We start from the raw sequence: 25,686 nt of genomic DNA, 5'->3' as shown, positions 1-25,686 counted from the left end.
GGGAAAAGTCGTAGCATAAAACGAACTCAACTCATGGAGTTCAACGTGATGTTAGCGATTTTGATCTGGATTTACCGTGCGGATCGGGTTGTTATAGGCTGATGCCTGACCAAACATGGTATTGGGCTGTTTAGGGATCACCAGCCACAAAATTAAATACACCAAGATTCCCGGGAATGCTGCGCTCATGACAGAAACCAGAACGAAAATAATGCGCAGTAAAGTCGCATTCCAACCAAAACGTTCAGCAATACCGCCCATTACACCTGCAATCATGTTCTGACGCTTAGAGCGATATAAACCAACATTGGCCATCTAGGTCTCCTTAATAAAAATAACAAAGCAGTTAAAACAACATGCCTGTAATAAAAAAATGGAGATGAACCCTTCTTTTTAAAGGGGCATGCCATAAAAAATAGTTAATTTATGTAAAGCTAAGGGCTTAATTGAGAGGTCGTCATTTAAGATATGTTTTGTTGAATAAGTTGATTTATATGAATAAAAATCAACAAAATATTCCCATATGTATGAGGGTAAAATGATGATCCGTGCTTTAGTCTTTATTGTGTACATCGGCAAATATGGCTATGGACAGCCAAATAAAATTTAACTCTCAGGAGGGAGAGCGGTGTTTCGAAAAGCGAATTATTGTGGTTTTTTCTTGGGGGTGATTTGTGCAGCTTTGGTGGGTTGCAATAAGCCTTTAGAAGACTCTGTCGCGCAACAAATCAAAAAAGAAACTCCAACGAATAGCGATGAGCAGGCTAGAAGCCTGACTGATGTTGCAGGGCGGGCGACTGTTCCGGTGGAACAGGCAGAATCTAGAATCAAAAAAGCCATTCCAGACTGTGCCGAGCCTTATATTGGCCGTTATCAAGCCACGATCAGTTGTGATGATCCTTTTGTCAGATGTAAAGATGGTACAGCAGATTATATTATTAATTTACAGGAGGATGGAATTGCCCATCGCACCCTGATCCATTCGGGGCAAATCAGCTTCGCTTCAAATCTGTATCATCGGCAAGATCACTGGTCGTATGATAGGCAAAATCATCAGGTGATTTTGCATCGCTCAAATGGGGTGGAATTTTTCTATGATATTGATAAAGATCAAAATCTGGTCATGGATTTGGACAAGATTGCGCATGCTTCTGTCTTAAACGAGCAATATTTTGCCGAAGGCAATCCCTTTCCACAACAGGCATATCGTTTGGTTAAAGAGAAAGTCAGTTAAAGAAAAATTGGATGGTGTTTTCATTTAACCAGACTTGCAATTCAAGAGGGGGAGAAATGCTGTAAATGTGGAGCACTTTTTATTATATGGGCGTGTGGATATAAGATGAATAATAAAAAATCTGGTGGGTTGTGAGGGGCTCGAACCCTCGACCAATAGATTAAGAGTCTACTGCTCTACCAACTGAGCTAACAACCCTGAGCAAGGATTAGTGAACTTAAAGCATCGCTTTAAGGGTTCACCCGAGTGCAAGAAAAAAAATCGAAGATTTTTTACAGATGCATTGAAGCATTGTGTTTTGCAACATCGGTCTAGCAAAATTTCGAGAATGGCGAATCAACCGAAACGGTGTGGTTTGTCTTGGTCGGAATATTGCAGGTTTCGTTTCTATTGTAGTACAGAAAGAAGCCCTAAGAAAGAATGGTGGGTCGTCCGCGATTCGAACGCGGGACCAACGGATTAAAAGTCCGCTGCTCTACCAGCTGAGCTAACGACCCATTCAGAAAATGTGCTTTAAAAGCTAAAAAAGCTTCATGTCAGAAGCCTTTGGAAAGATGGTGGGTCGTCCGCGATTCGAACGCGGGACCAACGGATTAAAAGTCCGCTGCTCTACCAGCTGAGCTAACGACCCATCTCTAGATCAATCAAAATAAGTGGTGGGTCGTCCGCGATTCGAACGCGGGACCAACGGATTAAAAGTCCGCTGCTCTACCAGCTGAGCTAACGACCCTGAACCAACATTCAGAACTTGTCCGAATGTGCAGTGCAAGAAAAGAAAGAGTTTTCTCAACACCACTTCGTTTTGATGGAGCGTATTGTAGCAAGTTATCAAACGAGCGCAAGTAAAAATTAGCAAACTTGTTGATGTTTGATTATAAATACAACAAATTTGCCTAATCTTATAAAAAAATAGCGGTTCTGCAATTAGAAACGGTATTGATAGGCTTGAATATTGCTGAAGATTTCCGCAGTTAAATCACAATATTCTGTCGCATTTGGCAGAAGGACCAGTAAACGCTCATCGGTCTTGTTGGGGTTGAAAGCCTGTTCTTTGAGGGTATTCTTTTGATATTTAAATGTGCCTGTCGTTTCAACTTGAGACTGAACACGTAAAAATACCGGAACAGCATAAGCTGGCAAACATTTTTTGAACTCGCTTGCCATTTGCTTTAAGTCTTGTGCAGTTAATTCTGCACCCGCATTCAAGGTAATGGCTGCCATACCGGCACGTCCATTGGTATGGGGAATTTCTACCCCGTAAACTACTGCCTCAGCAATTTTTTCATATTCACTGACTACATTTTCAACTTCAGTGGTAGACACATTTTCGCCTTTCCAGCGAAAAGTATCCCCGAGACGGTCTACAAACTGGGCATGACGGAAACCGATATCGCGTACCAGATCACCGGTATTAAAGAAAGCATCTCCATGTTTAAACACATCTTTTATAATCACTGATTTATTTTTTTCCGGATCGGTATAGCCGTCAAAAGGTGAACGGCGGGTAATTTTGCCCACCAGTAAGCCGACTTCACCTTTTTTCACTTTTTTACACCAGCCTTTGGCATCTCTCACCGGCTGATTACTTTCCTTATCAAATTCAATAATCGCATAAGGTGTTGGAGAGAAGCCGACCGTGTTGTCAAAGTTAAACACGTTACTAAAGCCTACATTACCCTCACTGGATGCATACAGCTCAAGTACCTCTTCAATGCCAAAGCGTTCCTTGAATTTATCCCAGATATTCGGGCGCATGCCATTACCGATCATTTTGGTGACACGGTGACCTTTTTCCAGTTCAGATGGGGGAGCATCCATTAAATAGCGGCAGAGTTCACCGACATAACCGATGGCTGATGCATCAAATTTTTTGACATCTTTCCAGAAGGCAGAGGTTGAGTATTTACGGCGTAATGCAAATGTTGCACTGCTTGCAATCACGCCACACCAGCACACCACAATACCCGTGGCATGATACAGCGGCAGGGTGCAGTACATGACGTCATCAGGTTTTAAATCCAGCACGTGACCATAGGTGCCATAAGCCAAAGTCCAGCGGCTATGGGTGAAAATGACCGCTTTAGGCAGGCCGGTCGTGCCTGAGGTATAGATGTAAAATAAGCCATCTTTACCTTGAATGGTGTGCGTGGTCGGAGTATTAAATTTTGGAAATTGGTCGGCTTTTTCCGCAAGGTTGGCCCAGCCCGGAGGTGCTTTACCGGCATCCACCTGTGTGGCTTGATCGGCAAACCAGTGAAAACGGTCTGCTGCCAGTTCTAGGTCCTGACGAACGTCTTCTACAGCTGCACGGCATTCTTCACCGGCAATTACGGCAATCGGCTTCACCAGATTGATGCTGTGGGTCAGTGCTTTACCGCTTTGTGAGGTGTTGACCAAAGCAGAGGTGACGCCAATTTTTGCCAGGGCGATAACTGTGGCAATCAGTTCCGGACGGTTTTCTACCATCACCGCAATCACATCGCCTTTTTGTGCACCGAGCGATAAATAGAAGTGTCCAATTTGGTTGGCCCATTCATTCAGTTCCTGATAACTGAATTTCTGATCTTCAAATAATAAAGCCATGCCGTGCGGATTATGTTTTACCGCTTTTTCAAAGGCAATACCCAAGCCTGCTGGAGTATTGGATGTACGCAAATAGGCTTGTTTGAGACCACTCAATAAATGAGGGACTTTGCTGATGAATTTAGGTATTTTTGCTGCAACATCCGCAATACCAATAAGATCGCTCGGTGTAGTGTGGTTCATATGAATCCTATTTATTTTTTCATAATCCAATACAGTCTATTTGTTCGCAATACGCTTGCTGTGATTTGTACACTTGTCTTTTAATCGTTTCAATCTAGTGCAATCAACCTAATCCGACAAAAGTATCAAAAAAAACCTAGCCACCGGAATGACTAGGTTTTTTTATTTCACTGCACGAGAGCTAATTTAAAACAAATTACGACTCATTTGCAGGTGTTGCTTTCTTTGGTGGACGACCGCGAGGACGACGAGGACGGACAGGTTTGTCTCCATCTTCCCCTTCGGTTTTTTCAGCTTCTGCAGTTGGCTCGACCTGATTTTGTGCGTCCTGAGCAGCTTCTACCGCCAATTCAGCCTGTACTGGTTCAGCAGCCTGTTCGGTTTCCTCTGTAGCAATTACCGTTTCAGCAGCAACAACAGTTTCTGCAGTAGGTTCAGCAACTACTTCAATCACAACAGGCTCGGCCACTTCGGCTGGCGCTGTTTCTGCTTCTGTTACAGCAATAGTTTCGGCCGGCATTGCTTCAGCTGGAGCAGTTTCAGGTTGACTATGCGCCTGCTTTGCTTGCTCTAAAGCTTGTTCAGCAGCCTGTTTTGCCAAACGGCGACGTTCACGTGGATCATTTGCTACACGTTTGTCAGACACCGGTTTTGGTGGTGTCAAGTCCAGCACTGGTGCAGGTTCTGCTTCAGGTGCGGCTTTTGTAACTGCTACATCGCGTGTTACCGGCTGTGCTGGTGCTTCAGTTGTCTGAGTCGCGAGTGTTGCAGCATATTGCTCGGTAAATTTCACCAGGGCACGGTTGAACGTTGGAATTAAACCAAACTGTTCAATCAGCACTGAACAATCTTCACCATAGACATGGCGAATGAGACTGATCACGGTGTATTGACCCAAAGTTGGAACCTGAGAAGGGCTTAGCTTCGGCGCCTGAGCCTGTCTTGCCTGAGCTTCACGTTTTTGGCGACGACGCATACGCGGATCGTTGCTGGCACGTTTTTCTGCAGGACGTGGCTTGTGTGGTTCATGAGTTTCAGCTGCAGCAGGTTTTTCTTCCTGCACGACCACTGGTTTCTCGATGACCGGCACTTGTGCTTCAACTGTTACAGAAGCAGCCTGAGTAATTGGTGCTTCAACTGCAGCAGGTGCCGAATTTAATGCAACAATTTGACTTTTTGCCTGATCGATATTAATCACCAATGCGGTTGGAAGAACATCCTGGCGAGGTGTATCAATCACTTCGACTTTAGGTTGCTGTTCATTCACTAGCGCAGCAGGTGCAGCTTGTTGTGCTGGCTGCTCGTTCAATACGCTTTGATCGCGCTGGCGATGTGGGCGTTCAGGACGTTGCTGGTTACGACGGTCACGGCGTGGCACAGCATTTTGCTCTGCTTGTTGATCGGCGTTTTGCTGTTCAGCGTGTTGACGTCGAGTCGGGCGCTTGTTTTCACGTGAATCCTGGCGCTGTTCCGGACGTTGTTCTTGACGCTGCTCATGACGAGAAACCTGAACAATTTCTTCATGCACTTGGTTTTGCTGATTGTCGTGCTGAGTTTGTTCCCGTTGCTCTTTAGGCTTATTACGCTTTTTGTTGTGACGTTGCGATTTTTCTTCTTTATCAGAATATTTATCTGCAACTTCATGCTGTTCCTGTTTTTGTGTTACAGGCGCAGTTGGCGATAAGTAAGCATTGTTGTTTGCAGTGGCAACCGGTGGTGCGCTCTGAGTAGGCGCAGATGTTACAACCTGACCGAATTGACCACGGCTGACCGCACCACCATTGACCATTTGTTCAATGGCAGCAGCAGCATTGTTTGCAGTACGTGCTTGATCAACTGTTTTAGCTTGCTTTTGCACAAACAGGTTTTCTAGCCATGCACATGGGCTTGATGAAGCTTGAGCAGCAGGCGCAACTTGAGCTGGTTGTGATTGCTGTACTTCTTGAGCTACTTGTTGTGGACGACGTTGTGGCTTGTTGTTTTGGTTTTTAGCCTGTTGCTGAGCAGGTGCCTGCGCAGCAGCTTGAGCTTGTTGCTCACCTTCCAAATGCCATTCAGAAGATTCATAACCCAACTCTTTTTCGCTTGAACGTGTTGCTTCGGTACGTTCATAGCTGGTTGGTGCAAAACCTTCAGCATTATAAGTGATTTCGTAATGCGGTGTTTCTAGGTGCGGGTGAGGCAACACGGTTACACGGACATTTGAAGTCTGTTCTAAATACACCAAAGTATGACGCTTTTCATTCAACATGAATGCTGCGATTTCAACCGGAACTTCGACCTGAACTTCACCATGACGTTCGCGAAGTGCAATTTCTTCCACTTTACGCATAATCGAAAGGGAAAGAGAACGTAAATCACGCACCATACCTGTACCATGACAGCGTGGGCATACGTAACCGGTTGCTTCTTCAAGCGATGGGCGTAAGCGTTGACGGCTCATTTCCATTAAACCAAAACGGGACAATTGACCGAATTGAATACGGGCGCGGTCGCTTTGGGTCGCTTCACGAAGTTTGGCTTCAACCATGCGCTGGTTGCGGTCTTTAGTCATGTCGATGAAGTCGATTACTACCAGGCCACCGATATCACGTAAACGCAGTTGACGTGCAATTTCTTCGGCTGCTTCCAGGTTGGTATTTAAAGCGGTGTCTTCAACGTCGTGACCACGAGTCGATTTAGCCGAGTTAATATCAATCGACACCAAAGCTTCAGTCTGGTCAATCACGATTGAACCGCCAGAAGGAAGTTTTACTTCACGTTCATAGGCAGTCTGGATTTGACTTTCAATACCGAAATGAGCAAATAAAGGCTCATTTAAAGTATAGGTTTTGAGCTTGTCGATTTGACGTGGCATAACCGCTTTTACGAAGTTATACGCTTCGTTATAGGCTTGTTCAGAGTCAATCAGGATTTCTGCAACATCATCACGTAAGTAGTCACGAATTGCACGTGTTACCACACCGGCTTCTTGATGTACCAGCATTGGTGATGGACCAGAACCAGCCGTGTTTTGGATTTGTGCCCAAAGATCCATCAAGTGTTGCAAGTCAAGTTGCAATTCTTCTTGAGAGCGACCAATACCCGCAGTACGAACAATCACGCTCATACCACGAGGAATATTCAGTGAGGCCAACATTTCTTTCAATTCTTCACGAACTGAACCGGAAATTTGACGGCTGATACCGCCACCTTTCGGATTATTTGGCATAAGCACCAAATAACGGCCAGCAAGCGAGATAAATGTAGACAGGGCAGCGCCTTTATTGCCACGTTCTTCTTTTTCCACTTGTACTAAAAGTTCGGTACCTTCAGTGATCAATTCGCGGATATTTGAAGTTTGGCGAGGATCTGCCTTGTAGTAAGAGTTTGCGATTTCACGCATAGACAGGAAACCCTGACGGCCTGCACCATACTCTACAAAAACAGCTTCTAAAGAAGGTTCAACGCGAGTCACATGACCTTTATAGATATTGGATTTTTTTTGTTCACGGGTACGATTTTCTAGATCGAAATCGTAAAGACGCTGACCAGTGACAAGTGCAACGCGAATCTCTTCGGCATGTGTTGCATTAATCAACATACGTTTCATGGGTGTAACACCTAATAGTGATACACACCAAAACATCGCTATACACGTAGCGAACATCACACATTACGGATCAACACCCAGATCTCAAAATGACGCAATTGTGGTCTGAGCTTTTTTTACCGGCCTTTTTTTAGGCTTCGGTTTTTGATTCACGTATTGAAGATGGCAATACGGCTTCAATCTTATAAACGATTAAAGTCACCTGAACGATTCACTGGCGGACTAACGGTGCATTAGATGTGAGTAACTTTCACTGTCACGTAGCTTGAAGACCGTCCCTTCATTAATTCATGATCGGGCGTCTTGATACGGAATTATCATCGTATCGTTGCTTTATGTGCAGATCCAATGCATCAACGTTATAGCCTGAATACAACTTCAGGGTGCGACTAATCTGATGTGTATCAGTTTACGTTTAAAAACCAACTTAACGTTGGCGACATATTTTTTAGGGCAAACTGATTTATGTACGAAGTACAATTAAACGCAACAGTTTGCTTTTTTGCCGATATAATAAGCCTTCGGCGTCGGCATATTCTTTAGGGACCTTTCCGTGTTTAATGTGAATTGTGAAATTTAATTTTGAGCTTCAAAAATATTGAAGGAATTAAATTTTTTCACACTAACGGTGGTATCCGTGCGCTGACTATATCAAACCTTGCATCATCTGCCTATGGGCTAAGCTTATCTTTCTTGTGTAAAGCATAGCCCAAGTGATCAGTTTTTAATCAATTTTAGTATTTTTTGGGTCATCGTAACTGTATGAATTCTACGCAAGAATGGCAAAGTGTCACCTGGTTTGAAGTGGACGAGCATCAATTGGGTCAACGCATCGACAATTTTTTATTTTCCAGACTTAAAGGTGTACCAAAAAGTCGGATTTATCGTTTAATCCGTGAAGGACAGGTTCGGGTCAATAAAAAGCGCGTTAAGGCGGAAACCAAACTGAATATTGGTGACCAGATTCGCGTTGCACCAATTCGTTTTGAGCCTAAAGATGAAACGGCGGCACCAGTATCGGATAAAGTGGCGCAAAGCCTGCTTAGTCGAGTGGTGTATGAAGATGAAGGCCTGATGGTAATAAACAAACCTTCAGGGATTGCCGTGCATGGCGGTAGTGGTGTGGCGTATGGGCTGATTGAAGGACTGCGTGCAGCCACCGGCAAGAAATATCTGGAACTGATTCACCGTATTGACCGCGATACTTCGGGACTGGTGATGATCAGTAAAAAACGCAGTACTTTAAAAACGCTGCAAGATTTATTGCGTGAACACAAAATCAAAAAAACCTATGCCGCGATTGTCAAAGGGCAGGTGAGCCTGGATCAACAGCTGATTGATGCCCCTTTGCACCGTTATGAGCTGGCCAATGGTGAGCGCCGGGTTCGTGTCTCTAAAGAAGGTAAAGACAGTAAAACCCAGTGGAAGGTAGCAGAGCGTTTCATGCATGGCACACTGGTTTACGCTTCACCACTGTCTGGCCGTACCCATCAGATTCGTGTACATGGTTTGAGTATTGGTCATCCTTTAATTGGTGATGATAAATACGGTCATGAGACTGAATATAAGGGGCCAAAGCCGCGTCGTTTATGTTTACATGCCATGCGTCTGGAAATTCCGGGTTATCCGATCATTGAAGCACCTTTGCCTGAAGATATGCAGAGTCTGGTGGCGCAGCTCAGAGCGCAGAAGAAGGATAAGCCGGTCGTTACTTTTGATGACTAGTAAGTTTTAATCCTCTCCCTGAGCAGCATTGCTGCGCAAGTTTCCTTTCTTGCACATCGTTTAAAGCAGTGCTTTAAACTCGTTCAGGAGAGGGGACATCACGTAAAATATTCTGTCATTAACTCAGACTTCGTGTAGTCAGTATTTTGATTTAGTAAAAAATGAATGACTAAGCAAAAGGGTTTCTCTCTCCTTGTAGGAGAAGGCTAGGGGGAGGTGAATAATTAAATACTGAATCAAATACTAGGAAAGCATTTATGAACACACCTGTAAAACTGGTTATTTTCGATTGGGATGGCACTTTATTTGATTCGGTCGGTCAAATTGTGGCGAGTTTGCAGTTCGCAGCACAACAATTCCAGCAACCCTTAACAGATGAAGATGCCAAAAGTATTATCGGGCTAGGTTTACCGGAAGTCGCACAGCGTTTATTTCCGGCTGTGCCTGAGTTACATGCCGATATTTTACAGTCCTATTCAGAGCACTATGTTGCCAATTCAACTGGTGATCAATGGTTCGCTGGTGTTGCCGACATGTTAGAAGCATTGGCTCAAGCAGGGGTGAAACTGGCAGTCGCTACAGGCAAAAGCCGTAAAGGTCTGGATCGTGTTTTAAAGCAGACACAAAGCATGGAGCTGTTTGCGGCGACACGTGCAGCCAGTGAAACCCGATCTAAACCACATCCTTTAATGCTGGAAGAAATTCTGACCCAAACTGGTGTCCAGGCTGAACATGCGATCATGGTCGGTGATACTTCCTATGATCTGGAAATGGCACAAAATATTGCCATGCCGCGTATAGGGGTAAGTTATGGGGTCCATACTCCGGAAGTCCTTTCCCGCTATCATCCGCTGGCCATTGCAGATGAGGTCGCAGATTTGCATCAGCTTTTATTAAACCATGTGAATTTGAAACAGGCGGTTTGATCCAAGCTGAAGACTAAAAAGGGTGATGTAAAGTCACCTTTTTTTTGAACTTCTTTCATAAGGGTCTTTTATTTACCCCGATGGAAGAAATAAAGAGGGTCTCGGTAGTGATGAAACAAGTTTCATCTTTATTTCATTCTAAATTTTTGTAGTTCGGGTTTGTGATTGCCCCAACCCGTCCAGTAATTGGTGACGGTAACGGTTTTGTTTTGAATACTCATGATTTTATAAATTTCATTGCGTGGCGGTGAAATTTCATTGGGACGAATCACTTCAGTCATGACAAAAATTTCTGGTGCAATCCAGGTAATACGCCAGGCATCTTTATTATAGTAGCCGTGGCTGCAGTCCATTTCATTTTGCCATGCTGCAGCAGTCGCCTGGGCATTAAATTTTAAGCCTGCGCATTCAGCATCCGCTAAAACAAGGTATTTGCCTTTTAGTGACTGCTGATAATTCTGTGCGAAAGTTGAGCAGGAAAGGATGATCAGTAAAATTGTACTGAAAATGGTTTTATGGTTCATAAAGTAGCTGTAGTTTGTTGATTTTAAAAAATATAAATAACATTTTTAGGTCTGCTGAAATAGGGTTTTTGTACTCAAAATAAGCATTCAATCTAGTCTTTTAGTCGTAGATCGATGGTTATTTCATGAATCTGACAATCTGACATTAAGTTCATATGGGAAAACAGTTTTTATATTTGGTTCATATGGCTGTTTTTTTTAAATAAAACCAAGTTAATTTATAGGAATTAGCTATTGTCATAAATAAAATAAGTATTGGCATAAAAAGCGCAATTTTCCGATTCTAAAACTGTTTATACATATACGCGTTTGCCAAGATGGGCAGCAGCCCTTTGCTGATGGCTTTGATCAGTTCACAGATTTCTTCTTGTTGTTCATCGCATTTCCATCGATAACGGTATAAGTCCAATTTTTGCAGTTTAAGGAAACATTGATGTCGAATTCTGCTGTTGTTGAATCAGTTGCGCAAGCATTACGTAACGCTGAATTATCAAAAACTGCGATTGCCCCTGTTCGCCCGCAACTTGGTGGCGAAAGTGCTGACGTGGATATCGCATACGCCGTTCAGGAAGTAAATACAGAGCGCGCATTATCTGAAGGTCGTCGTTTGGTTGGCCGTAAAATTGGTTTGACCTCTAAAGTTGTGCAAGCGCAGCTGGGTGTAGACCAACCGGACTTCGGTATGTTGTTTGCTGACATGGCTTATGGTGATGGCGAAGCGATTCCAGCAGGTCTATTGATTCAACCCAAAGTTGAAGCAGAAATCGCGTTAATCATCAACAAAGATTTAACCCAAGAAAAACACACTTATGCAGACATTATCAGTGCGACTGAATATGCACTGCCTGCTGTAGAAGTAGTCGATAGCCGGATTGAAAACTGGAAAATTTCATTGATTGATACGGTTGCAGATAACGCTTCTTCTGCGGCTTATGTTTTGGGTTCACGTCCTGTGAAACTTGAAAATCTTGATCTTGTAAATTGCAAAATGACCATGAAACGCGGTGAAGAAGTCGTGTCTCAAGGCGTTGGTAAAGCATGTCTGGCTAACCCGTTAAACGCTGCGGTTTGGCTGGCGGATGAAATGGTACGTCGTGGTCGTCCTTTACTTGCAGGCGACATCATCCTGACAGGTGCATTAGGTCCTATGGTTGTCGCTAACCCGGGTGATGAATTCGTGGTTGAAATTGAAGGTTTTGGTTCTGTAACTGCTGCATTCGCTGCTGAATAAGTCCAGATTTTAAGAGCGTTTTTTAAGAGAAATTGTTCATGAAGAAGATTAAATGTGCATTGATCGGTCCAGGCAACATTGGTACTGACTTGCTATATAAATTACAACGCAGTGAATTTCTAGAGCCAGTATGGATGGTGGGTATTGACCCAACTTCTGAAGGTTTGGCACGTGCTGCGAAAATGGGTTTAAAAACCACTGCTGACGGTGTAGACGGTTTACTTCCTCACGTTCTGGAAGACGACATCAAAATTGCATTCGATGCAACTTCTGCCTACGTTCACGCTGAAAACAGCCGCAAGTTGAATGAACTTGGCGTGTTGATGATTGACTTGACGCCTGCTGCGATCGGTCCATTCTGTGTACCACCAGTAAACCTGGAAGCTTTGTTAGACGCGGGCGAAGTACCAAACGTAAACATGGTAACTTGTGGTGGTCAGGCAACGATTCCTATGGTTGCAGCAATTTCACGTGTTCAAGCAGTTGAATATGGTGAAATCATTGCTACTGTATCGACTAAATCTGTAGGTCCAGGTACACGTAAAAACATCGACGAATTCACTCGTACTACAGCCGGTGCGATTGAAAAAGTTGGTGGTGCTAAAGCGGGTAAAGCGATCATCATTATTAACCCGGCAGAGCCACCACTGATGATGCGTGATACGGTTCACTGTCTGGTTGAAGGCGAACCAGATCAGGCGGCAATCACAGAATCTGTGCATGCGATGATCAAGGAAGTTCAAAAATACGTGCCAGGTTACAAACTGGTAAACGGTCCAGTATTTGATGGTAACCGTGTATCCATCTTCCTGGAAGTTGAAGGCCTGGGCGATTACCTGCCTAAATATGCCGGTAACCTCGACATTATGACTGCAGCAGCTGCGCGTACCGCAGAAATGTTTGCAGAACGTGTTTTAAACGCAGTTGAAGCATAAGGAGCATCTTCATGTCTAAGATTATTATTAATGATATGACTTTACGTGATGGCATGCATCCTATGCGCCATCAAACTACACCTGAGCAAATGGTTGCGATTGCAACTGCTCTGGATGATGCAGGTGTCCCTTTAATTGAAGTTACACACGGTGACGGCTTGGGCGGTAACTCTGTGAACTACGGTTTTGCAGCGGCAACCGATGAAGAATATTTGAAGGCAGTGATTCCAAACCTGAAACAGGCAAAAGTATCTGCACTTTTACTGCCGGGTATTGGTACGGTTGATCACTTGCAAATGGCGCATGATGTTGGTGTTTCTACCATTCGTGTGGCAACGCATTCAACTGAAGCTGACGTTTCTGAACAGCACATTACTGCTGCACGTAAACTCGGTATGGACACTGTGGGCTTCTTGATGATGGCACACATGGCTTCTCCAGAAAAACTGTTGGAAGAAGCACAAAAAATGGTGTCTTACGGTGCAAACTGTATCTATGTAACGGATTCTGCAGGTTACATGCTTCCTCAAGACGTGACTGACCGCGTAGGTATTTTACGTGCCAACCTGGGTTCAGACATCGAAATCGGTTTCCATGGTCACCATAACTTGGGTATGGGTGTTGCAAACTCTGTATCTGCTGTGACTGCTGGTGCAACGCGTGTTGACTTGGCTTCTGCTGGTTTAGGTGCAGGTGCAGGTAATACACCACTTGAACTGTTTGTTGCGGTTGCTAACCGTATGCAGATGGAAACCGGTGTAGACCTGTTTAAGGTGCAAGACGTTGCGGAAGATCTCATCATTCCAATGATGACCCATCAGATTCGTGCCGACCGTGATGCAGCAACTTTAGGTTATGCAGGTGTTTACTCATCATTCCTGTTATTTGCTAAACGTGCTGAAGCGAAATATGGCGTGTCTGCACGTGAAATCCTGATGGAACTTGGTCGTCGTGGTACAGTCGGCGGTCAGGAAGACATGATTGAAGACTTGGCATTGACCATGTCTAAAGCCAAAGAAGCCAATGCTTAATTTATTTTAAGTCAAAGCGAAAAGAGCGTTCGGAAGGGCGCTTTTTTTATGGCTGGATCTTGATTTGACACTTGGCTTTATAGATAAAAAATATCATGAAATAGTTGTGATATATTAATATAATCAATTGCTTAAGTGATTTTTCGACTGGGTTAAACTTAAAAGCGATTAATCAGTTTTTTTTTGCGGTCAAAAAGCCTAAATTCTTTGAAAATAAACACTGAAACAAAGGTTTAACAATAATGAAATGAAAGGAAGATAAAATGACTTATTGTTTAAAGTTCTTAACGTGAGCTTAATCTTTAAAATAAAAACCAGCGGAAATAGCCATAAAGGCAATAAATCTTAATACTCTGGTCGGATTTCGTTTTTTGTGATTGTTTAGCATGATGGCGCCATAGCTTAATTTGATTACTAGGGAATTCAGCCATGCGTCGTCAAAACTTATGGATAGCAATGCTTGCTGCGACAGCAACTTTAGGAACAACTGCATCGAATGCAGATTTTGTTGACGACAGTAATGTCCAATTAAAATTTAAAAACTTTTATTTAGACCGTGAATATAACCAAGATACAGCTGGAGTTTATAACCCAGGTTATGGCAACTGGACTCAAGCAGTCACTTTAGATGCTAAATCGGGTTATCACGATATTGGTGCAGGCATTCAAGTGGGCGCTGATTTATTAGCACAATATGCGATTGGTCTAAAATCACGTGGTAATGTGAATGACATTCATATGCCATACAATGAAAATGAGAAGAAAACTGAACGTGATAATGCTAAGTTAGGTACAACTTTAAAAGTTAAAGTTTCTGAAACTGAATTAAAAGTAGGTGACTTACAGCCAATGTCACCTGTGGTGTTCTTTGATCCATCGCGCCAATTATTAACCACTTATAGCGGTGCTTGGTTGGAATCTAAAGAGCTTAAAGATACGAAGCTGACCTTGGCTTATATTGATGGCATCAATGCACGTTATGACAACCAATATCAAGATTTGACCTTGTTCCCACAAAATGATTTTGCTAAAGCAAAAGCGGCGAATAAGTCTACTGATGATGGCATGTACATTGTTGGCGTAGATCATCAATTTACACCAAAATTGGGTGGTAGCTACTGGTATGCAGATGTCACCAACATCTATCAACAGCATTATGTTGCTGCGAACTATAAAACGACTTTGGCTGAAAAAACCAAACTAGATACCCACGTTCGCTATTTTGACAACAGCGAATCTGGTGACAAACTATATGGCAAGATTGACAGCCAAGCCGTTTCTGCAGGTGCTAAAGTAAATCACGGTATGCACACTGTTCAGTTGGGTTATCAACAAATGTTTGGCGACTTTGGTGATGTCGCACTGTTCCCTACATTGGGCGGTTGGGTACCACAACCATTCCTAGACAACTGGTCTGTTGCAAGTTTCATTCGTAAAGATGAGCGTTCATGGAGTTTAGGTTATACCTATAATTTTGCTGAAGCAGGTGTCCCTGGTCTAACTGCGACAGTACGTCACTTCCGTGGTGACAATATTGATCTAGGTGCAGGTAAGAAGGAAGGCAAAGAAAACGAAAATAACGTGATCGTAAACTATGTTGTACCTGAAGGTAAGTTAAAAGGCTTAGGCTTCAACTACATGTTCATCGATACCAACTATAACTTCGGTAACGACCTTCAAGAACACCGTGTAGCAACAACTTATACTTATAAGTTCTAATTAAGCGGTGTCATAAAAAAGCGGCTTTAAATCAGTCGCTTTTTTTTGCTGTGTAAAAAGCTATTTTTTTATTAAATGCCTTAATAAAAATAAGGGTTTAGTCTTTAATAAATTATTTAAAAACAAATAGTTAAATTATCGTTTTTTTATAGTATTTGATCGTAAATTTGTATCAGTTTGACCGCTTTGAACAGGTAATATAAGGCGGTAAAAAAGTAAATTTCACCGAGTCAACTTGACGTTAAATTCTGAATCAAGATGGAAACGCAAGCTAAAGACTGTACGAGGAGTATGTATGAGCACTGTTCAAATCCCTGAATATACAACAGATCCATTCTTTGGCTTAGAAGACAAATGGATTGAAACTGCAGAAGGTGAGTTGACTCACTATCACGAAGTGGGTGAGGGTACGCCTATCCTGTTCTTGCACGGTTCAGGTACTGGTGTATCTGCTGCGGCAAACTGGTGGTTAAACCTGCCACAAATTGGGGAGCAGGCGCGTTGTATCGCCATTGATACAATTGGTTATGGTCAAACTGTGGTTGCGCCGGGTACTGAATATGGTATCCGTGCCTGGGTAGACCATGCGGTGCGTACTTTAGATGCGCTGGGCATTGAAAAAACCTGGCTGGTGGGTAACTCTTTAGGTGGCTGGTTGGCATTCCAGTTGGCGCTGGATTATCCAGAGCGTGTACTTGGTATCGTATCTATGGGTACTGGCGGTGCAAAACAGACTGCTGCACTGAAAGCGCATGCGAATCCGGTATTGACTGAGGAAGGCATCAAGAAAACATTGTCTATGTTTGTAGTGAACAAAGACCTGATTACTGATGAGCTTGTGAAAGTACGTTTTGCTTCTGCTGCAAATGACTATGCATCGAACCGTTTGATGGACGTAGTGGGCGCACGTGACCGTGACCGTTTCGAATTCCCGTTAGACTTCGAAAAAATGAAAGACATCACTGTGCCTGTATTGTTGATTCATGGTACTCAAGACGTGGTGATTCCAGTTTCTCGTACCTGGGATATCCTGAACATTGTACCCAATGCTGATGCACACATTTTCAGCCAGTGTGGCCACTGGTCTCAAGTGGAAAAAGCTGAAGAGTTCAATACAGTGATTAAAAACTATTTAACTGCTCGTGGCGTTTAATCCCGCCGTCTAGCCAATAAAAAGGATGACTTCGGTCATCCTTTTTATGCTCTTGCTCAAGGGCTGATAAAGTTTGCTGCCACATTGATCGTGATGGCCAGAATGGTGGTATTAAAGCCGTAGGCCAGCAGCAGGTGCAGGGTATTTAGAACCCGCATTGCGGAGTGGGTAATGGAAACATCTGCCGTTTGTGCGGAAGTACCGACGATGTAACTAAAATATAAAAAGTCGGGATAAGTCGGTCTAGGTGTTTTGGGAAACTCCAGCCCGCCTTCATTATTCTTGTCGAGTGCCAGATAAAAGTCATGCGCATAATGAATCGCAAAAATGGTATGCATTAGGAACCAGGCAGAGGTAATGGTCACCATGGATAAAATGATATGAGCGGTTTGAATGAGCGTATTGCTCGGCAAATTATTCACTTCAATAATCAGCGCGATGAAGCAGATGAATAAGGTCAGCAGGACCAGAAATAGAATCAGCCATTTACTGGCATCTTGTTCCTTCGCACGTTGCAGGATATGCGCATGATCAATGCGCCAGAGTTTTTTCAGGGTGAAAAATAAATAGGCATAGATGACCAGATTCCAGCTCATTAGTAGGCAGGTTGACCAGTTCCATGAGGTCATGAACTGAAAAGTAGCATACAGCACAGCAATAAACGGAAAGGTTAGAAAGAAATAAAGATGGTGCTGAATCCCTGTTTTTATACGGCGTAATAGATGCATGAGGGGGCAACCTTTTATCGTTATTGTTGTTTTTTAACATTTTAAAAAGTTTGTGGGAAATTTATTAGACTTAAGTTGTAATTCTCGATGATGAAATGTGATTTATAAATGGCTAAAGAAAAAGTTATGCGTTATTCCCTATAAATAGCGTGTTAATGATAAGAAAAAAACGTAAGACTTAAGTCTAATCTGGACTAAAAATACACAAATTGAAATAAAAAAAACCACCATTATTTATTAGCAAAATAATGGTGGCTTCAATCCGGTGCAAAAGCATAAAAATTTTTTTAAGTGCGGTTTATATTTAGATAGAAAACATGGGTCAGCAATTCAATAAATTTCTTCACTGCGATAGAGCTGCTGTTTTTATGGTAACTCACATACAGGTCGAGGTAAGGCAGTTCTACATCTAAGGGGCGAATCACAGTATTTTCCATGGTTAGTGGTGCAACATAGCCCGGCAGAATGGTGCAGCCTAAACCCATCCCTACAGAATTGATGTTAAACAGGATGTTATCGGCCTTTTGCACAATATTGAATTCAATGCCATTGGCATGGGAAAAATCTATAATGGCATTATGTAATGTTAAGGACTGTTCTGCAGCAGGAATAATAAAATCTATACCATTCAATTCTTTAACAGGAATTCGTTCATACTTAGCCAAGGGGTGGTCTTTCGGTAAAATAAAGATCAGTGGCTCACGTAACACAAATAGACTTTCAATTTCATCACTATTGAGATTGTGCCGGGTAAAGGTGACGTCCAGTTCCCCTTTTTTCAGCAACTTCATTTGTTCACTGTTATTTAAGCTGAGCAAATCGATTTTTAAATCAGGGTTTTGCACGCGTAGATTTGGTAGTACATAAGGGAAAATTTTCATTTCCGCCACCGGAACAAAGCCGATGCGCAGCATTTGCTGTTTGGCTTGCGAAACCTGGCGTGCCATGGCAATCGCTTTATCTGCCTGTGCTAGGGTTAAGCGCGCCTGCTCGAGAAATACGGCACCTTCTTCAGTCAGCTCAACCTTACGTTTGGTACGATAAAGCAGTTTTACCCCGACATCTTCTTCCAGATCTTTAATTTGCTGACTTAAAGAGGGCTGTGCGGTATAAAGCTTTAATGCAGCCTTACTGAAGTTAAGTTCTTCTGCAACGGTGATAAAATAGCGTAGGTGTCGTAATTCCATATAACTCGTCCAAAAGAGTAATCCAAAAAATGTCTTACTATATTTTTGTAGCAGTATAATCTATAAACAACTATTAGGTGAAGATTATTCTGCCATTTAGAAAATAAATGATCTTGTATTTTTCATTAGTGTTTAAATATATAAGCTACAGTTTTAAGTAATTCATAAAATATCTTAATTGAAACAAAAAAAATATTTCCCCAAAACTGGCTAAAAATCCATTATCGCTGAAAAGTTGAGTCTATTTACTTTGTGCCGTTACTGGTCACAGGAGAGCTTTTCATGAGTGGAAAAATTGATGTGCGCGAAATCGACGCTTTAGTCGATGCACAAAATGGACGTATCTCGCCATCTATCTATACAGACCCAGATCTATATGAACTAGAACTTGAACGCGTTTTTGGTCGTACATGGTTATTCCTTTGTCATGAAAGCCAGATTCCTAAGGCAGGTGACTTCTTCAATACCTACATGGGTGAAGATCCGATTATTGTGGCACGTCAAAAAGACGGTTCAATCAAAGCATTTTTAAACCAATGCCGTCACCGCTCTATGCGCGTAAGCTTCGCAGACTGTGGTAATACCCGTGCGTTCACTTGCCCATACCACGGCTGGTCTTACGGTATTGACGGTTCTTTAAAAGACATCCCGCTTGAAGAGCGTGCTTACCCACAGGGTGCATGTAAAGAGCAATGGGGTCTGGTAGAAGTTAACCGTGTTAAATCTTACAAAGGCCTGGTATTTGGCTGCTGGGATGAAACAACACCTGACTTAGAAGAATACATGGGTGACATCGCTTGGTACCTGGATGGTGTTCTAGATCGTCGTCCTGGCGGTACTTGCATCGTTGGTGGTGTACACAAGTGGGAAATCGAATGTAACTGGAAATTTGCTGCTGAACAGTTTGCATCTGACCAATACCATGCATTGTTCTCTCACGCATCTGCGGTACAAGTTCTTGGTGCAAAACCGGATGATGATGCATCTAAACAGTTAGGTGCGGCACAAACGGCCCGTCCAGTTTGGGAAACAGCAAAAGATGCACTTCAATACGGTCAACGTGGACATGGTTCAGGCTTCTTCTTCACTGAAAAACCAGATGCTAACGTTTGGGTAGACGGCGAAGTAGCAAACTACTTCCGTGAAACTTACGAAGAAGTAAAAGACCGTTTAGGTGAAATCCGTGCGCTACGCCTTGCTGGTCACAACACCATGTTCCCGACACTGTCTTGGTTGAACGGTACGGCAACACTTCGTGTATGGCACCCACGTGGTCCAAACAAAACTGAGGTTTGGGCATTCTGTATCTGTGATGCTGACGCACCACAAGACGTAAAAGAAGCATTTGAACGTTCTGCAACCCGTGCTTTCGGCCCTGCTGGTTTCCTTGAGCAAGATGACTCTGAAAACTGGGTAGAAATTCAAAAAGTATTACGTGGTTATAAAGCTCGTCAAAACAAACTCATTATGGAAATGGGTAAAGGTAACGAAAAAGTACGTGAAGACGGTATTCCAGGTATTACCAACTACATCTTCTCTGAAACTGCTGCACGTGGCTTATACCGCCGTTGGGCAGACCTGCTGATCCATGAAAAATGGGAAGATGTTGAGAAAGCAGCTGAAGCATATGAGAAGGAGCTTGTGAAATGAGTCAAATCAGTTTGGAACTTCATCACGAAATCAGTCAGTTCCTTTATCGTGAAGCAAAATTGCTGGATGACTGGAAATTCCGCGAATGGCTGGACGTAATGGCGGAAGATATTTCGTACACGCTACGTACCACGCCAAACGCACAAACCCGTGACCGTCGTCGTTCAGTTGAGCCACCAACAACTTGGGTGTTCAACGACAACAAACATCTGTTGGAACGCCGTGTAGCGCGTCTGGAAACGGGTATGGCTTGGGCTGAAGAGCCTCCATCACGTACCACTCACATGGTGAGCAACGTGATTGTTGAACCAACTGAAGTTGCAGGCGAATATGACGTGTACGTGACTTATCTGCTCTACCGTTCTCAAAAAGAGAAAGATATTACGATTTACTGTGGTAAACGTCACGACAAGATCCGTAAAGTTGAAGGTGGTTTAGGCTGGCAAATCTTTGACCGCAAAATCACCCTAGACCAAGTGACTTATACCTCACATAACCTGAGTGTGTTCTTCTGATGAATAAGATTTTTGTTTGCCAAGTTGACGAATTGGACGAAGGCGAAGCATTGAAAGTGGATTGCGGCGTGAACGGTATCGAAGCGCTTGCAGTTTTTAACAATGGCGGTGAGTTCTTTGCAATGAACGACCGTTGTTCACACGGTAATGCTTCTATGTCGGAAGGTTATCTTGAAGATGACGGCACTGTGGAATGTCCACTGCATTCAGCACGTTTCTGTTTGAAAACTGGTCAAGCATTATGCTTACCAGCAACTGATCCAATCCAGACTTTCCCTGTGATTGTGGAAGATGGTCAGTTATTTGTAGAGATGTCAGGAGAGTAATCATGGGTTGGCTACAAGGCGAAGTTGCACTTATTACGGGTGGTGGTTCAGGTTTAGGCTGGGCACTGGTCGAACGTTTCCTGGAAGAGGGTGCACAAGTTGCTGTTCTTCAACGTTCACAGGCAAAAGTTGATGCATTGAAAGCCCATTTCGGTGATCGAGTATTAGCAATTGCCGGTGATGTAGCCAGCTATGAAGACAACGTTCGTGCCGTAAACGCAACAGTTGAGCGCTTCGGCAAGCTTGACTGTTTCGTTGGCAATGCTGGTATCTGGGATCATTATGCAGATATCGTCAATACATCGGGTGAGCAACTGGAAAAAGCCTTTGATGAAATCATGGGTATTAACACCAAGTCTTTAATTCTTGGTGCCAAAGCTGCGCTGGATGCATTGATAGCTTCTGAAGGTTCTATCATATTTACTTTGTCTAACTCTGCACTGTACTCGGCAGGCGGAGGCCCTGTGTACACGGCATCCAAGCATGCTGGTGTGGGTATTATGAAAGAACTGGCTTACGAGCTTGCGCCTAAAGTACGAGTGAACGCCGTTGCACCGTCAGGTATGAATGTCAATATCAAAGGGGCAGCATCATTAGGTCAGGAAAATCTTGGTCTGCTGGATGCGCGTGATCCTGAGAAAATTGCACGTGGCATGCCACTGAACTTTTTGCCTGAACCGGAAGACATGACGGGTTCATACGTGCTGTTGGCATCTCGTCAAAATAACCGTCCTTTGACTGGTGTTCTGATCAATGCAGAATGTGGTCTGGGAATTCGCGGCTTACGTCAGCCTCGTGCCGGTTTCTTTGACGAATAAAAATCTAGTCTAAATCAAATGGACTTATCGGCAGCCTGTTCTGGCTGCCTTCCTTTTAAGGAGTCTCTCATGGCCGTTAAACTTATTTGTGCTTCGCACAGTCCGTTAATGGAATTTGCTTCACCACAAGATCAGTCTAAAGAGCAGAAAGTCCGTGCTGCTTTTGAGAAATTGTCTGCTGAAGTCAAAGCTTACGACCCAACCCTGATCATTACCTTTGGTCCAGACCATTTCAATGGTTTCTTCTATGACCTGATGCCAAGTTTCTGTGTGGGCATTCGTGCCAAAGCGGCAGGTGACTGGGATTATGGTAAGGACAATGATCATATTGATGTGCCTGAAGACAAGGCGCTGGCGCTGGTTCGCCGCGTATTGGACGAAGGTGTGGACGTTGCATACTCATACCGTATGCAGGCGGATCATGGTGTGACTCAGCCTTTACATTTCCTGTGTGAAGGTCAGCTTGATCGTTATCCAACGATTCCAGTTTTTATTAATGGCGCTGCAGCACCCATGCCAACCACCAAGCGTACCATCGCTTTAGGTCGTGCTGTAGGTCAGTTTATCAAGTCTTTAAACCTTGAAAATGAACGTGTTCTTGTGCTGGGTACCGGTGGTTTGTCACACGATCCACCGACTCCGCAAATGGGTTCTGTTCCACCAGAAGTGGAAGAATTCCTGATTGCGGGTCGTAACCCAAGCCCTGAAGCACGTAATGCCCGTCAGGCCAAAGTGATTGCTGTAGGACAGAAGCTTGCTGCAGGGGATACCTCAGTTTCTGTACCATTAAGCCCGGAGTGGGATATTGCATTACTGGAGAAATTCAAGAATGCAGATTTCGCTGCACTGGAAGCCATGACTGAAGCTGACATCCGCCGTGACGGTGGCCGTGGTGGTCAGGAAGTCCGTTCATGGATGGCTGCATTCGCTGCCCTGCATGAAATGGGTGAATATGACATGACGACACATTGCTACGAAGACATCAGTGAGTGGATCGCTGGTTTCGGCATCGTATCTGCAGAGTTAAAAGGTTAATGACATGAGCAACATCGAAACCATTGTAATTGTAGGTGCTGGACAGGCAGGTGCAAGTGCGATTTTAGAACTTCGTGGCAATAAGTACGAAGGCAAAATCATTTTGATTGGTGATGAAACGCATCTGCCTTATGAGCGTCCACCATTATCCAAGGATGTGATTCTAAAACCTGAAGAAACCAAGATTGAAATTCTGTCAGAACAGAAACTGGCTGAACTTGGTGTAACAACTATTCGTGGCAATGGCGTGGCTAAAATCAATGCCGAGGCCCATACAGTTGAACTTCAAAACGGTGACGTTGTTGCTTATGACAAGCTATTGCTTGCAACAGGCGGTGCAGCACGTCGTTTGCCAAACTTTGATGCGCTGGGTAAACATGTGTATACCCTGCGTAATCTTGAAGATTCACAAGCACTGGTACCTGTGCTTCAAGCCGGTCAACGTATTGTGTTGATTGGTGGTGGGGTGATTGGTCTTGAATTGGCATCATCTGCACGTTACAAAGAATGTGAAGTGACTGTGATTGAACAGGGGCCAATGGTGATGGGTCGTTCATCGCCACGTATCCTGAGCGAATTCTTGTTGGCGCAGCAACGCCGTGCCGGTGTGGATGTACGTCTGGAAACCAAGATTGCAGACTGCAAGTTAGACGGTGAAGAAGTTGTCGTGACCCTTGAGGGTGGTGAAGAGCTTCGTGCCGATGCGGTCATTTACGGTATTGGTATCGTGCCGAATGCACAGCTGGCTGTTGAGGCTGGTCTGGATGTTGATTTTGCGGTTAAAGTTAATGAAAACTGCCAGACTTCAAATGCTGACATTTATGCAGCAGGTGATGTCGCGACTCAGCTTCGTGAAGATGGTGAATACCGCCGTGTCGAAACCTGGGAAAATGCCAACCTCCAGGCAGGTATTTTCGCGCGTCATGTGATGGGTGTAGAGCATCCGAAAGCCAATCCGGCATGGTTCTGGACCGATCAACTCGACATTAACTACCAGTTCGTGGGCGATATGGCTGCAGCTGAATGGCATGTTCGCGGTGAAATGGATGCAGCCAAAGGTGCAGACAATTCATTTGTGATGTATGGTGTGACTGACGGTCAAATCGTTGCCGGTATTACGGTCAATGCCGCAAAAGAAATGCGTCATTTGAAAAAAATGATCAGCAAAAATACCGCTTTTGAAGCAGAAAAACATCTTGATTTAAGCCTGGATTTACGCAAAGTGGCTTAAGTTTTATTGAGATATTTCTGGACAGACCTATGTTTTGCATAGGTCTGTTTTTTTATGGCTGTTATATGATTGAGGTAACAGCCTCAAATTAAATTATGAATTGAAATGCATTTGCGCAGGCGTTTTTTACTTTTCAAAGATGAAAAGTAACAAAAATCTTTTACTGATCTGAGGGTATGTCCATATACCCCAGATCAGTGGGCGACATCCCTGTCGCCTTTGACATCGTGCCGATAATGGGAAATAGGCGATTGGCAGTCTTATCCATTATTACAAAATCAAATTGAGCAATTTATGAATTCAAATTCATCTTCCATGATGGTCACGGCAAGTATTTACGCTTTATTGGTATTCATCTGGGCGACGACGCCGCTCGCGATTGTGTGGAGTGTGCAGGAAATTCACCCGATGTGGGTGCTGATCATCCGTTATTTCGGCGCATCGCTGATTGCCTTATTCCTTTTAAAGCTGATGCGTGACCCGCTGCCGTTTGATCAGACTTCGTTAAAAAGTTATGTGGCGGGTAGTCTGAATTTAATTGGTGCGCAGCTGTTTATTTATCTTGCAGCCAATTATCTGACTTCCGGGTTAATGGCGCTGATCTTTGGTTTTTCACCGCTGATTGCAGGCCTGATCGGACATGTGATTTTAAAAACGCAAAAACTGATCTGGCTACAATGGCTGGGTATGGCGATTGCGGTTTCCGGTCTAACCTTTGTCTTTGCCGATTCTGCCGACAGTAAAGTCAATCCAATTGGTGTGGTGTTGATGCTGATTAGCATGGTGTCTTATATCAGCTCGATTTTCTGGGTCAAACAGATTAATGCTCCACTCAAACCGATGTCTCAAGCGACCGGTTCACTGATGGTCTCAGCAGTGGGTTCACTACTGATCATTCCGTTTATCTGGCAGCATTTTCCAACTGTGCTGCCAAGTGGACGAGCCATGATTGGTTTTATCTTTACCATGATCATGTCTTCCATTGTGGCCATGCTGTGTTACTTCTGGCTGATCCGCCGTTTAAATGCCTCTACGGTTTCCCTAAGCAATGTCATGACCCCGGTGATTGCCCTGGTTCTAGGTGCCACCTTGAATAACGAACATATCAGTCCAAATGCCTTTTTCGGCATTGTGGTGGTGATGTTCGGCATTGTGCTGTACTTCTGGAAAGAATGGCGCCAGCAGTATTTTTCTAAGCTGCGTTAATACAACAGGATAAAAAAGGAAGTTTAGGCTCATTGCTGTCCCACAATTTTTCACAAGAGGAAGCTCATTTGAGCTTCCTCTTGTTTTATGGGTATTTTATCGGGTGAAAATAAAGCTTTTAAAGTTCTTCTTTCAAACAAATTCACTTGAATTA

21 protein-coding genes and 4 tRNA genes are annotated in these 25,686 nt (G+C 43.7%); 15 read left to right on the top strand and 10 right to left on the bottom strand.

Annotation, left to right across the window (positions count from 1 at the left end; translation table 11 throughout):
* Positions 1 to 51 precede the first annotated feature (51 nt).
* Positions 52 to 315 (bottom strand): PspC domain-containing protein, encoded by a 264-nt coding sequence (locus tag FTT83_RS11565; RefSeq protein WP_180080081.1) that lies wholly within the window; start codon positions 313 to 315, stop codon positions 52 to 54.
* Positions 316 to 628: 313 nt separating this feature from the next.
* On the opposite strand from FTT83_RS11565, the gene FTT83_RS11560 reads away from it, so the two are divergent.
* Positions 629 to 1,234: a hypothetical protein gene (locus FTT83_RS11560; protein ID WP_180043075.1), complete on the top strand. Its 606-nt coding sequence runs from the start codon at positions 629 to 631 to the stop codon at positions 1,232 to 1,234.
* A gap of 122 nt (positions 1,235 to 1,356) precedes the next feature.
* Here FTT83_RS11560 and FTT83_RS11555 read toward each other — a convergent pair.
* The 6 genes from FTT83_RS11555 to FTT83_RS11530 all read right to left on the bottom strand — a co-directional run bounded on the left by FTT83_RS11555 (position 1,357) and on the right by FTT83_RS11530 (position 7,592).
* Positions 1,357 to 1,432, bottom strand: a tRNA-Lys gene (locus FTT83_RS11555).
* A gap of 223 nt (positions 1,433 to 1,655) precedes the next feature.
* Positions 1,656 to 1,731: transfer RNA gene (locus tag FTT83_RS11550), tRNA-Lys, on the bottom strand.
* A gap of 58 nt (positions 1,732 to 1,789) precedes the next feature.
* Positions 1,790 to 1,865: transfer RNA gene (locus FTT83_RS11545), tRNA-Lys, on the bottom strand.
* Positions 1,866 to 1,888: 23 nt separating this feature from the next.
* Positions 1,889 to 1,964 (bottom strand) — tRNA-Lys (locus FTT83_RS11540).
* 194 nt (positions 1,965 to 2,158) lie between these two features.
* Positions 2,159 to 4,000 (bottom strand): long-chain-acyl-CoA synthetase, encoded by a 1,842-nt coding sequence (locus FTT83_RS11535; protein ID WP_180176629.1) that lies wholly within the window; start codon positions 3,998 to 4,000, stop codon positions 2,159 to 2,161.
* Positions 4,001 to 4,196: 196 nt separating this feature from the next.
* On the bottom strand, positions 4,197 to 7,592 hold the full coding sequence (locus FTT83_RS11530) for an Rne/Rng family ribonuclease (RefSeq protein ID WP_180176628.1): 3,396 nt from the start codon (positions 7,590 to 7,592) through the stop codon (positions 4,197 to 4,199).
* A gap of 762 nt (positions 7,593 to 8,354) precedes the next feature.
* Between FTT83_RS11530 and FTT83_RS11525 the strand changes: the two genes are divergently transcribed.
* Positions 8,355 to 9,317 (top strand): RluA family pseudouridine synthase, encoded by a 963-nt coding sequence (locus FTT83_RS11525; protein ID WP_180080072.1) that lies wholly within the window; start codon positions 8,355 to 8,357, stop codon positions 9,315 to 9,317.
* Between the two features lie 257 nt (positions 9,318 to 9,574).
* On the top strand, positions 9,575 to 10,243 hold the full coding sequence (locus FTT83_RS11520) for an HAD-IA family hydrolase (RefSeq protein ID WP_180043079.1): 669 nt from the start codon (positions 9,575 to 9,577) through the stop codon (positions 10,241 to 10,243).
* A gap of 128 nt (positions 10,244 to 10,371) precedes the next feature.
* On the opposite strand, the gene FTT83_RS11515 is transcribed toward FTT83_RS11520, so the two are convergent.
* Positions 10,372 to 10,767 (bottom strand): hypothetical protein, encoded by a 396-nt coding sequence (locus FTT83_RS11515; protein WP_180080069.1) that lies wholly within the window; start codon positions 10,765 to 10,767, stop codon positions 10,372 to 10,374.
* Between the two features lie 433 nt (positions 10,768 to 11,200).
* Here FTT83_RS11515 and mhpD point away from each other — a divergent pair, with 433 nt between their 5' ends.
* The 5 genes from mhpD to FTT83_RS11490 all read left to right on the top strand — a co-directional run bounded on the left by mhpD (position 11,201) and on the right by FTT83_RS11490 (position 16,836).
* Positions 11,201 to 11,998, top strand: coding sequence for a 2-keto-4-pentenoate hydratase (gene mhpD / locus FTT83_RS11510; RefSeq protein WP_086195278.1), 798 nt, complete (start codon positions 11,201 to 11,203; stop codon positions 11,996 to 11,998).
* A 38-nt stretch (positions 11,999 to 12,036) separates the two neighbouring features.
* Positions 12,037 to 12,933: an acetaldehyde dehydrogenase (acetylating) gene (locus tag FTT83_RS11505; RefSeq protein ID WP_086195279.1), complete on the top strand. Its 897-nt coding sequence runs from the start codon at positions 12,037 to 12,039 to the stop codon at positions 12,931 to 12,933.
* A gap of 11 nt (positions 12,934 to 12,944) precedes the next feature.
* Entirely contained in the window at positions 12,945 to 13,964 is a 1,020-nt protein-coding gene (gene dmpG, locus FTT83_RS11500; RefSeq protein WP_180176627.1) for a 4-hydroxy-2-oxovalerate aldolase, read from the top strand.
* A 429-nt stretch (positions 13,965 to 14,393) separates the two neighbouring features.
* Positions 14,394 to 15,683, top strand: a complete 1,290-nt coding sequence (locus tag FTT83_RS11495; protein ID WP_180176626.1) for an OprD family outer membrane porin — start codon at positions 14,394 to 14,396, stop codon at positions 15,681 to 15,683.
* 295 nt (positions 15,684 to 15,978) lie between these two features.
* Complete coding sequence (locus FTT83_RS11490; protein WP_180176625.1) at positions 15,979 to 16,836, top strand: alpha/beta fold hydrolase; 858 nt, start codon at positions 15,979 to 15,981, stop codon at positions 16,834 to 16,836.
* 56 nt (positions 16,837 to 16,892) lie between these two features.
* Here FTT83_RS11490 and FTT83_RS11485 read toward each other — a convergent pair whose 3' ends face one another.
* Both FTT83_RS11485 and hcaR read right to left on the bottom strand, forming a co-directional pair.
* A complete protein-coding gene (locus tag FTT83_RS11485) occupies positions 16,893 to 17,564 on the bottom strand; it encodes a DUF1345 domain-containing protein (protein ID WP_180080062.1) in 672 nt (223 codons plus the stop codon).
* 287 nt (positions 17,565 to 17,851) lie between these two features.
* Positions 17,852 to 18,751: a DNA-binding transcriptional regulator HcaR gene (gene hcaR / locus FTT83_RS11480; RefSeq protein WP_086195284.1), complete on the bottom strand. Its 900-nt coding sequence runs from the start codon at positions 18,749 to 18,751 to the stop codon at positions 17,852 to 17,854.
* Between the two features lie 282 nt (positions 18,752 to 19,033).
* On the opposite strand from hcaR, the gene hcaE reads away from it, so the two are divergent.
* The 7 genes from hcaE (at position 19,034) to FTT83_RS11445 (ending at position 25,532) form a co-directional block, all read left to right on the top strand.
* A complete protein-coding gene (hcaE, locus tag FTT83_RS11475; RefSeq protein WP_086195285.1) occupies positions 19,034 to 20,401 on the top strand; it encodes a 3-phenylpropionate/cinnamic acid dioxygenase subunit alpha in 1,368 nt (455 codons plus the stop codon).
* On the top strand, positions 20,398 to 20,916 hold the full coding sequence (gene hcaF / locus FTT83_RS11470) for a 3-phenylpropionate/cinnamic acid dioxygenase subunit beta (protein WP_086195286.1): 519 nt from the start codon (positions 20,398 to 20,400) through the stop codon (positions 20,914 to 20,916). Before hcaE ends, hcaF begins: the two co-directional genes overlap by 4 nt.
* Positions 20,916 to 21,242, top strand: a complete 327-nt coding sequence (hcaC, locus tag FTT83_RS11465) for a 3-phenylpropionate/cinnamic acid dioxygenase ferredoxin subunit (protein ID WP_180080059.1) — start codon at positions 20,916 to 20,918, stop codon at positions 21,240 to 21,242. Before hcaF ends, hcaC begins: the two co-directional genes overlap by 1 nt.
* Positions 21,243 to 21,244: 2 nt before the next feature.
* Positions 21,245 to 22,060, top strand: coding sequence for a 3-phenylpropionate-dihydrodiol/cinnamic acid-dihydrodiol dehydrogenase (gene hcaB, locus FTT83_RS11460; protein WP_086195287.1), 816 nt, complete (start codon positions 21,245 to 21,247; stop codon positions 22,058 to 22,060).
* A gap of 69 nt (positions 22,061 to 22,129) precedes the next feature.
* A complete protein-coding gene (locus FTT83_RS11455) occupies positions 22,130 to 23,095 on the top strand; it encodes a 3-carboxyethylcatechol 2,3-dioxygenase (protein ID WP_086195288.1) in 966 nt (321 codons plus the stop codon).
* Between the two features lie 4 nt (positions 23,096 to 23,099).
* Entirely contained in the window at positions 23,100 to 24,326 is a 1,227-nt protein-coding gene (gene hcaD, locus FTT83_RS11450) for a 3-phenylpropionate/cinnamic acid dioxygenase ferredoxin--NAD(+) reductase subunit (RefSeq protein ID WP_180176624.1), read from the top strand.
* 294 nt (positions 24,327 to 24,620) lie between these two features.
* A complete protein-coding gene (locus FTT83_RS11445) occupies positions 24,621 to 25,532 on the top strand; it encodes a DMT family transporter (protein ID WP_180174275.1) in 912 nt (303 codons plus the stop codon).
* The last annotated feature ends 154 nt before the right edge of the window (positions 25,533 to 25,686 follow it).

The organism is Acinetobacter sp. YH01018 (assembly GCF_013420295.1).
Taxonomy (GTDB): domain Bacteria; phylum Pseudomonadota; class Gammaproteobacteria; order Pseudomonadales; family Moraxellaceae; genus Acinetobacter.
This window is presented reverse-complemented; position numbering and strand designations above follow the sequence as displayed.

Bases quoted from the DNA above. Each gene is read 5' to 3' on its own strand.
- FTT83_RS11495 (WP_180176626.1), top strand. From the start codon at position 14,394: ATGCGTCGTCAAAACTTATGGATAGCAATGCTTGCTGCGACAGCAACT.
- FTT83_RS11485 (WP_180080062.1), bottom strand. From the start codon at position 17,564: ATGCATCTATTACGCCGTATAAAAACAGGGATTCAGCACCATCTTTAT.
- FTT83_RS11490 (WP_180176625.1), top strand. From the start codon at position 15,979: ATGAGCACTGTTCAAATCCCTGAATATACAACAGATCCATTCTTTGGC.
- hcaC (WP_180080059.1), top strand. From the start codon at position 20,916: ATGAATAAGATTTTTGTTTGCCAAGTTGACGAATTGGACGAAGGCGAA.
- FTT83_RS11515 (WP_180080069.1), bottom strand. From the start codon at position 10,767: ATGAACCATAAAACCATTTTCAGTACAATTTTACTGATCATCCTTTCC.
- mhpD (WP_086195278.1), top strand. From the start codon at position 11,201: ATGTCGAATTCTGCTGTTGTTGAATCAGTTGCGCAAGCATTACGTAAC.
- hcaB (WP_086195287.1), top strand. From the start codon at position 21,245: ATGGGTTGGCTACAAGGCGAAGTTGCACTTATTACGGGTGGTGGTTCA.
- hcaF (WP_086195286.1), top strand. From the start codon at position 20,398: ATGAGTCAAATCAGTTTGGAACTTCATCACGAAATCAGTCAGTTCCTT.
- hcaE (WP_086195285.1), top strand. From the start codon at position 19,034: ATGAGTGGAAAAATTGATGTGCGCGAAATCGACGCTTTAGTCGATGCA.
- FTT83_RS11455 (WP_086195288.1), top strand. From the start codon at position 22,130: ATGGCCGTTAAACTTATTTGTGCTTCGCACAGTCCGTTAATGGAATTT.
- FTT83_RS11530 (WP_180176628.1), bottom strand. From the start codon at position 7,592: ATGAAACGTATGTTGATTAATGCAACACATGCCGAAGAGATTCGCGTT.
- FTT83_RS11520 (WP_180043079.1), top strand. From the start codon at position 9,575: ATGAACACACCTGTAAAACTGGTTATTTTCGATTGGGATGGCACTTTA.
- hcaD (WP_180176624.1), top strand. From the start codon at position 23,100: ATGAGCAACATCGAAACCATTGTAATTGTAGGTGCTGGACAGGCAGGT.
- FTT83_RS11525 (WP_180080072.1), top strand. From the start codon at position 8,355: ATGAATTCTACGCAAGAATGGCAAAGTGTCACCTGGTTTGAAGTGGAC.
- FTT83_RS11565 (WP_180080081.1), bottom strand. From the start codon at position 315: ATGGCCAATGTTGGTTTATATCGCTCTAAGCGTCAGAACATGATTGCA.
- FTT83_RS11535 (WP_180176629.1), bottom strand. From the start codon at position 4,000: ATGAACCACACTACACCGAGCGATCTTATTGGTATTGCGGATGTTGCA.
- hcaR (WP_086195284.1), bottom strand. From the start codon at position 18,751: ATGGAATTACGACACCTACGCTATTTTATCACCGTTGCAGAAGAACTT.
- dmpG (WP_180176627.1), top strand. From the start codon at position 12,945: ATGTCTAAGATTATTATTAATGATATGACTTTACGTGATGGCATGCAT.
- FTT83_RS11445 (WP_180174275.1), top strand. From the start codon at position 24,621: ATGAATTCAAATTCATCTTCCATGATGGTCACGGCAAGTATTTACGCT.
- FTT83_RS11505 (WP_086195279.1), top strand. From the start codon at position 12,037: ATGAAGAAGATTAAATGTGCATTGATCGGTCCAGGCAACATTGGTACT.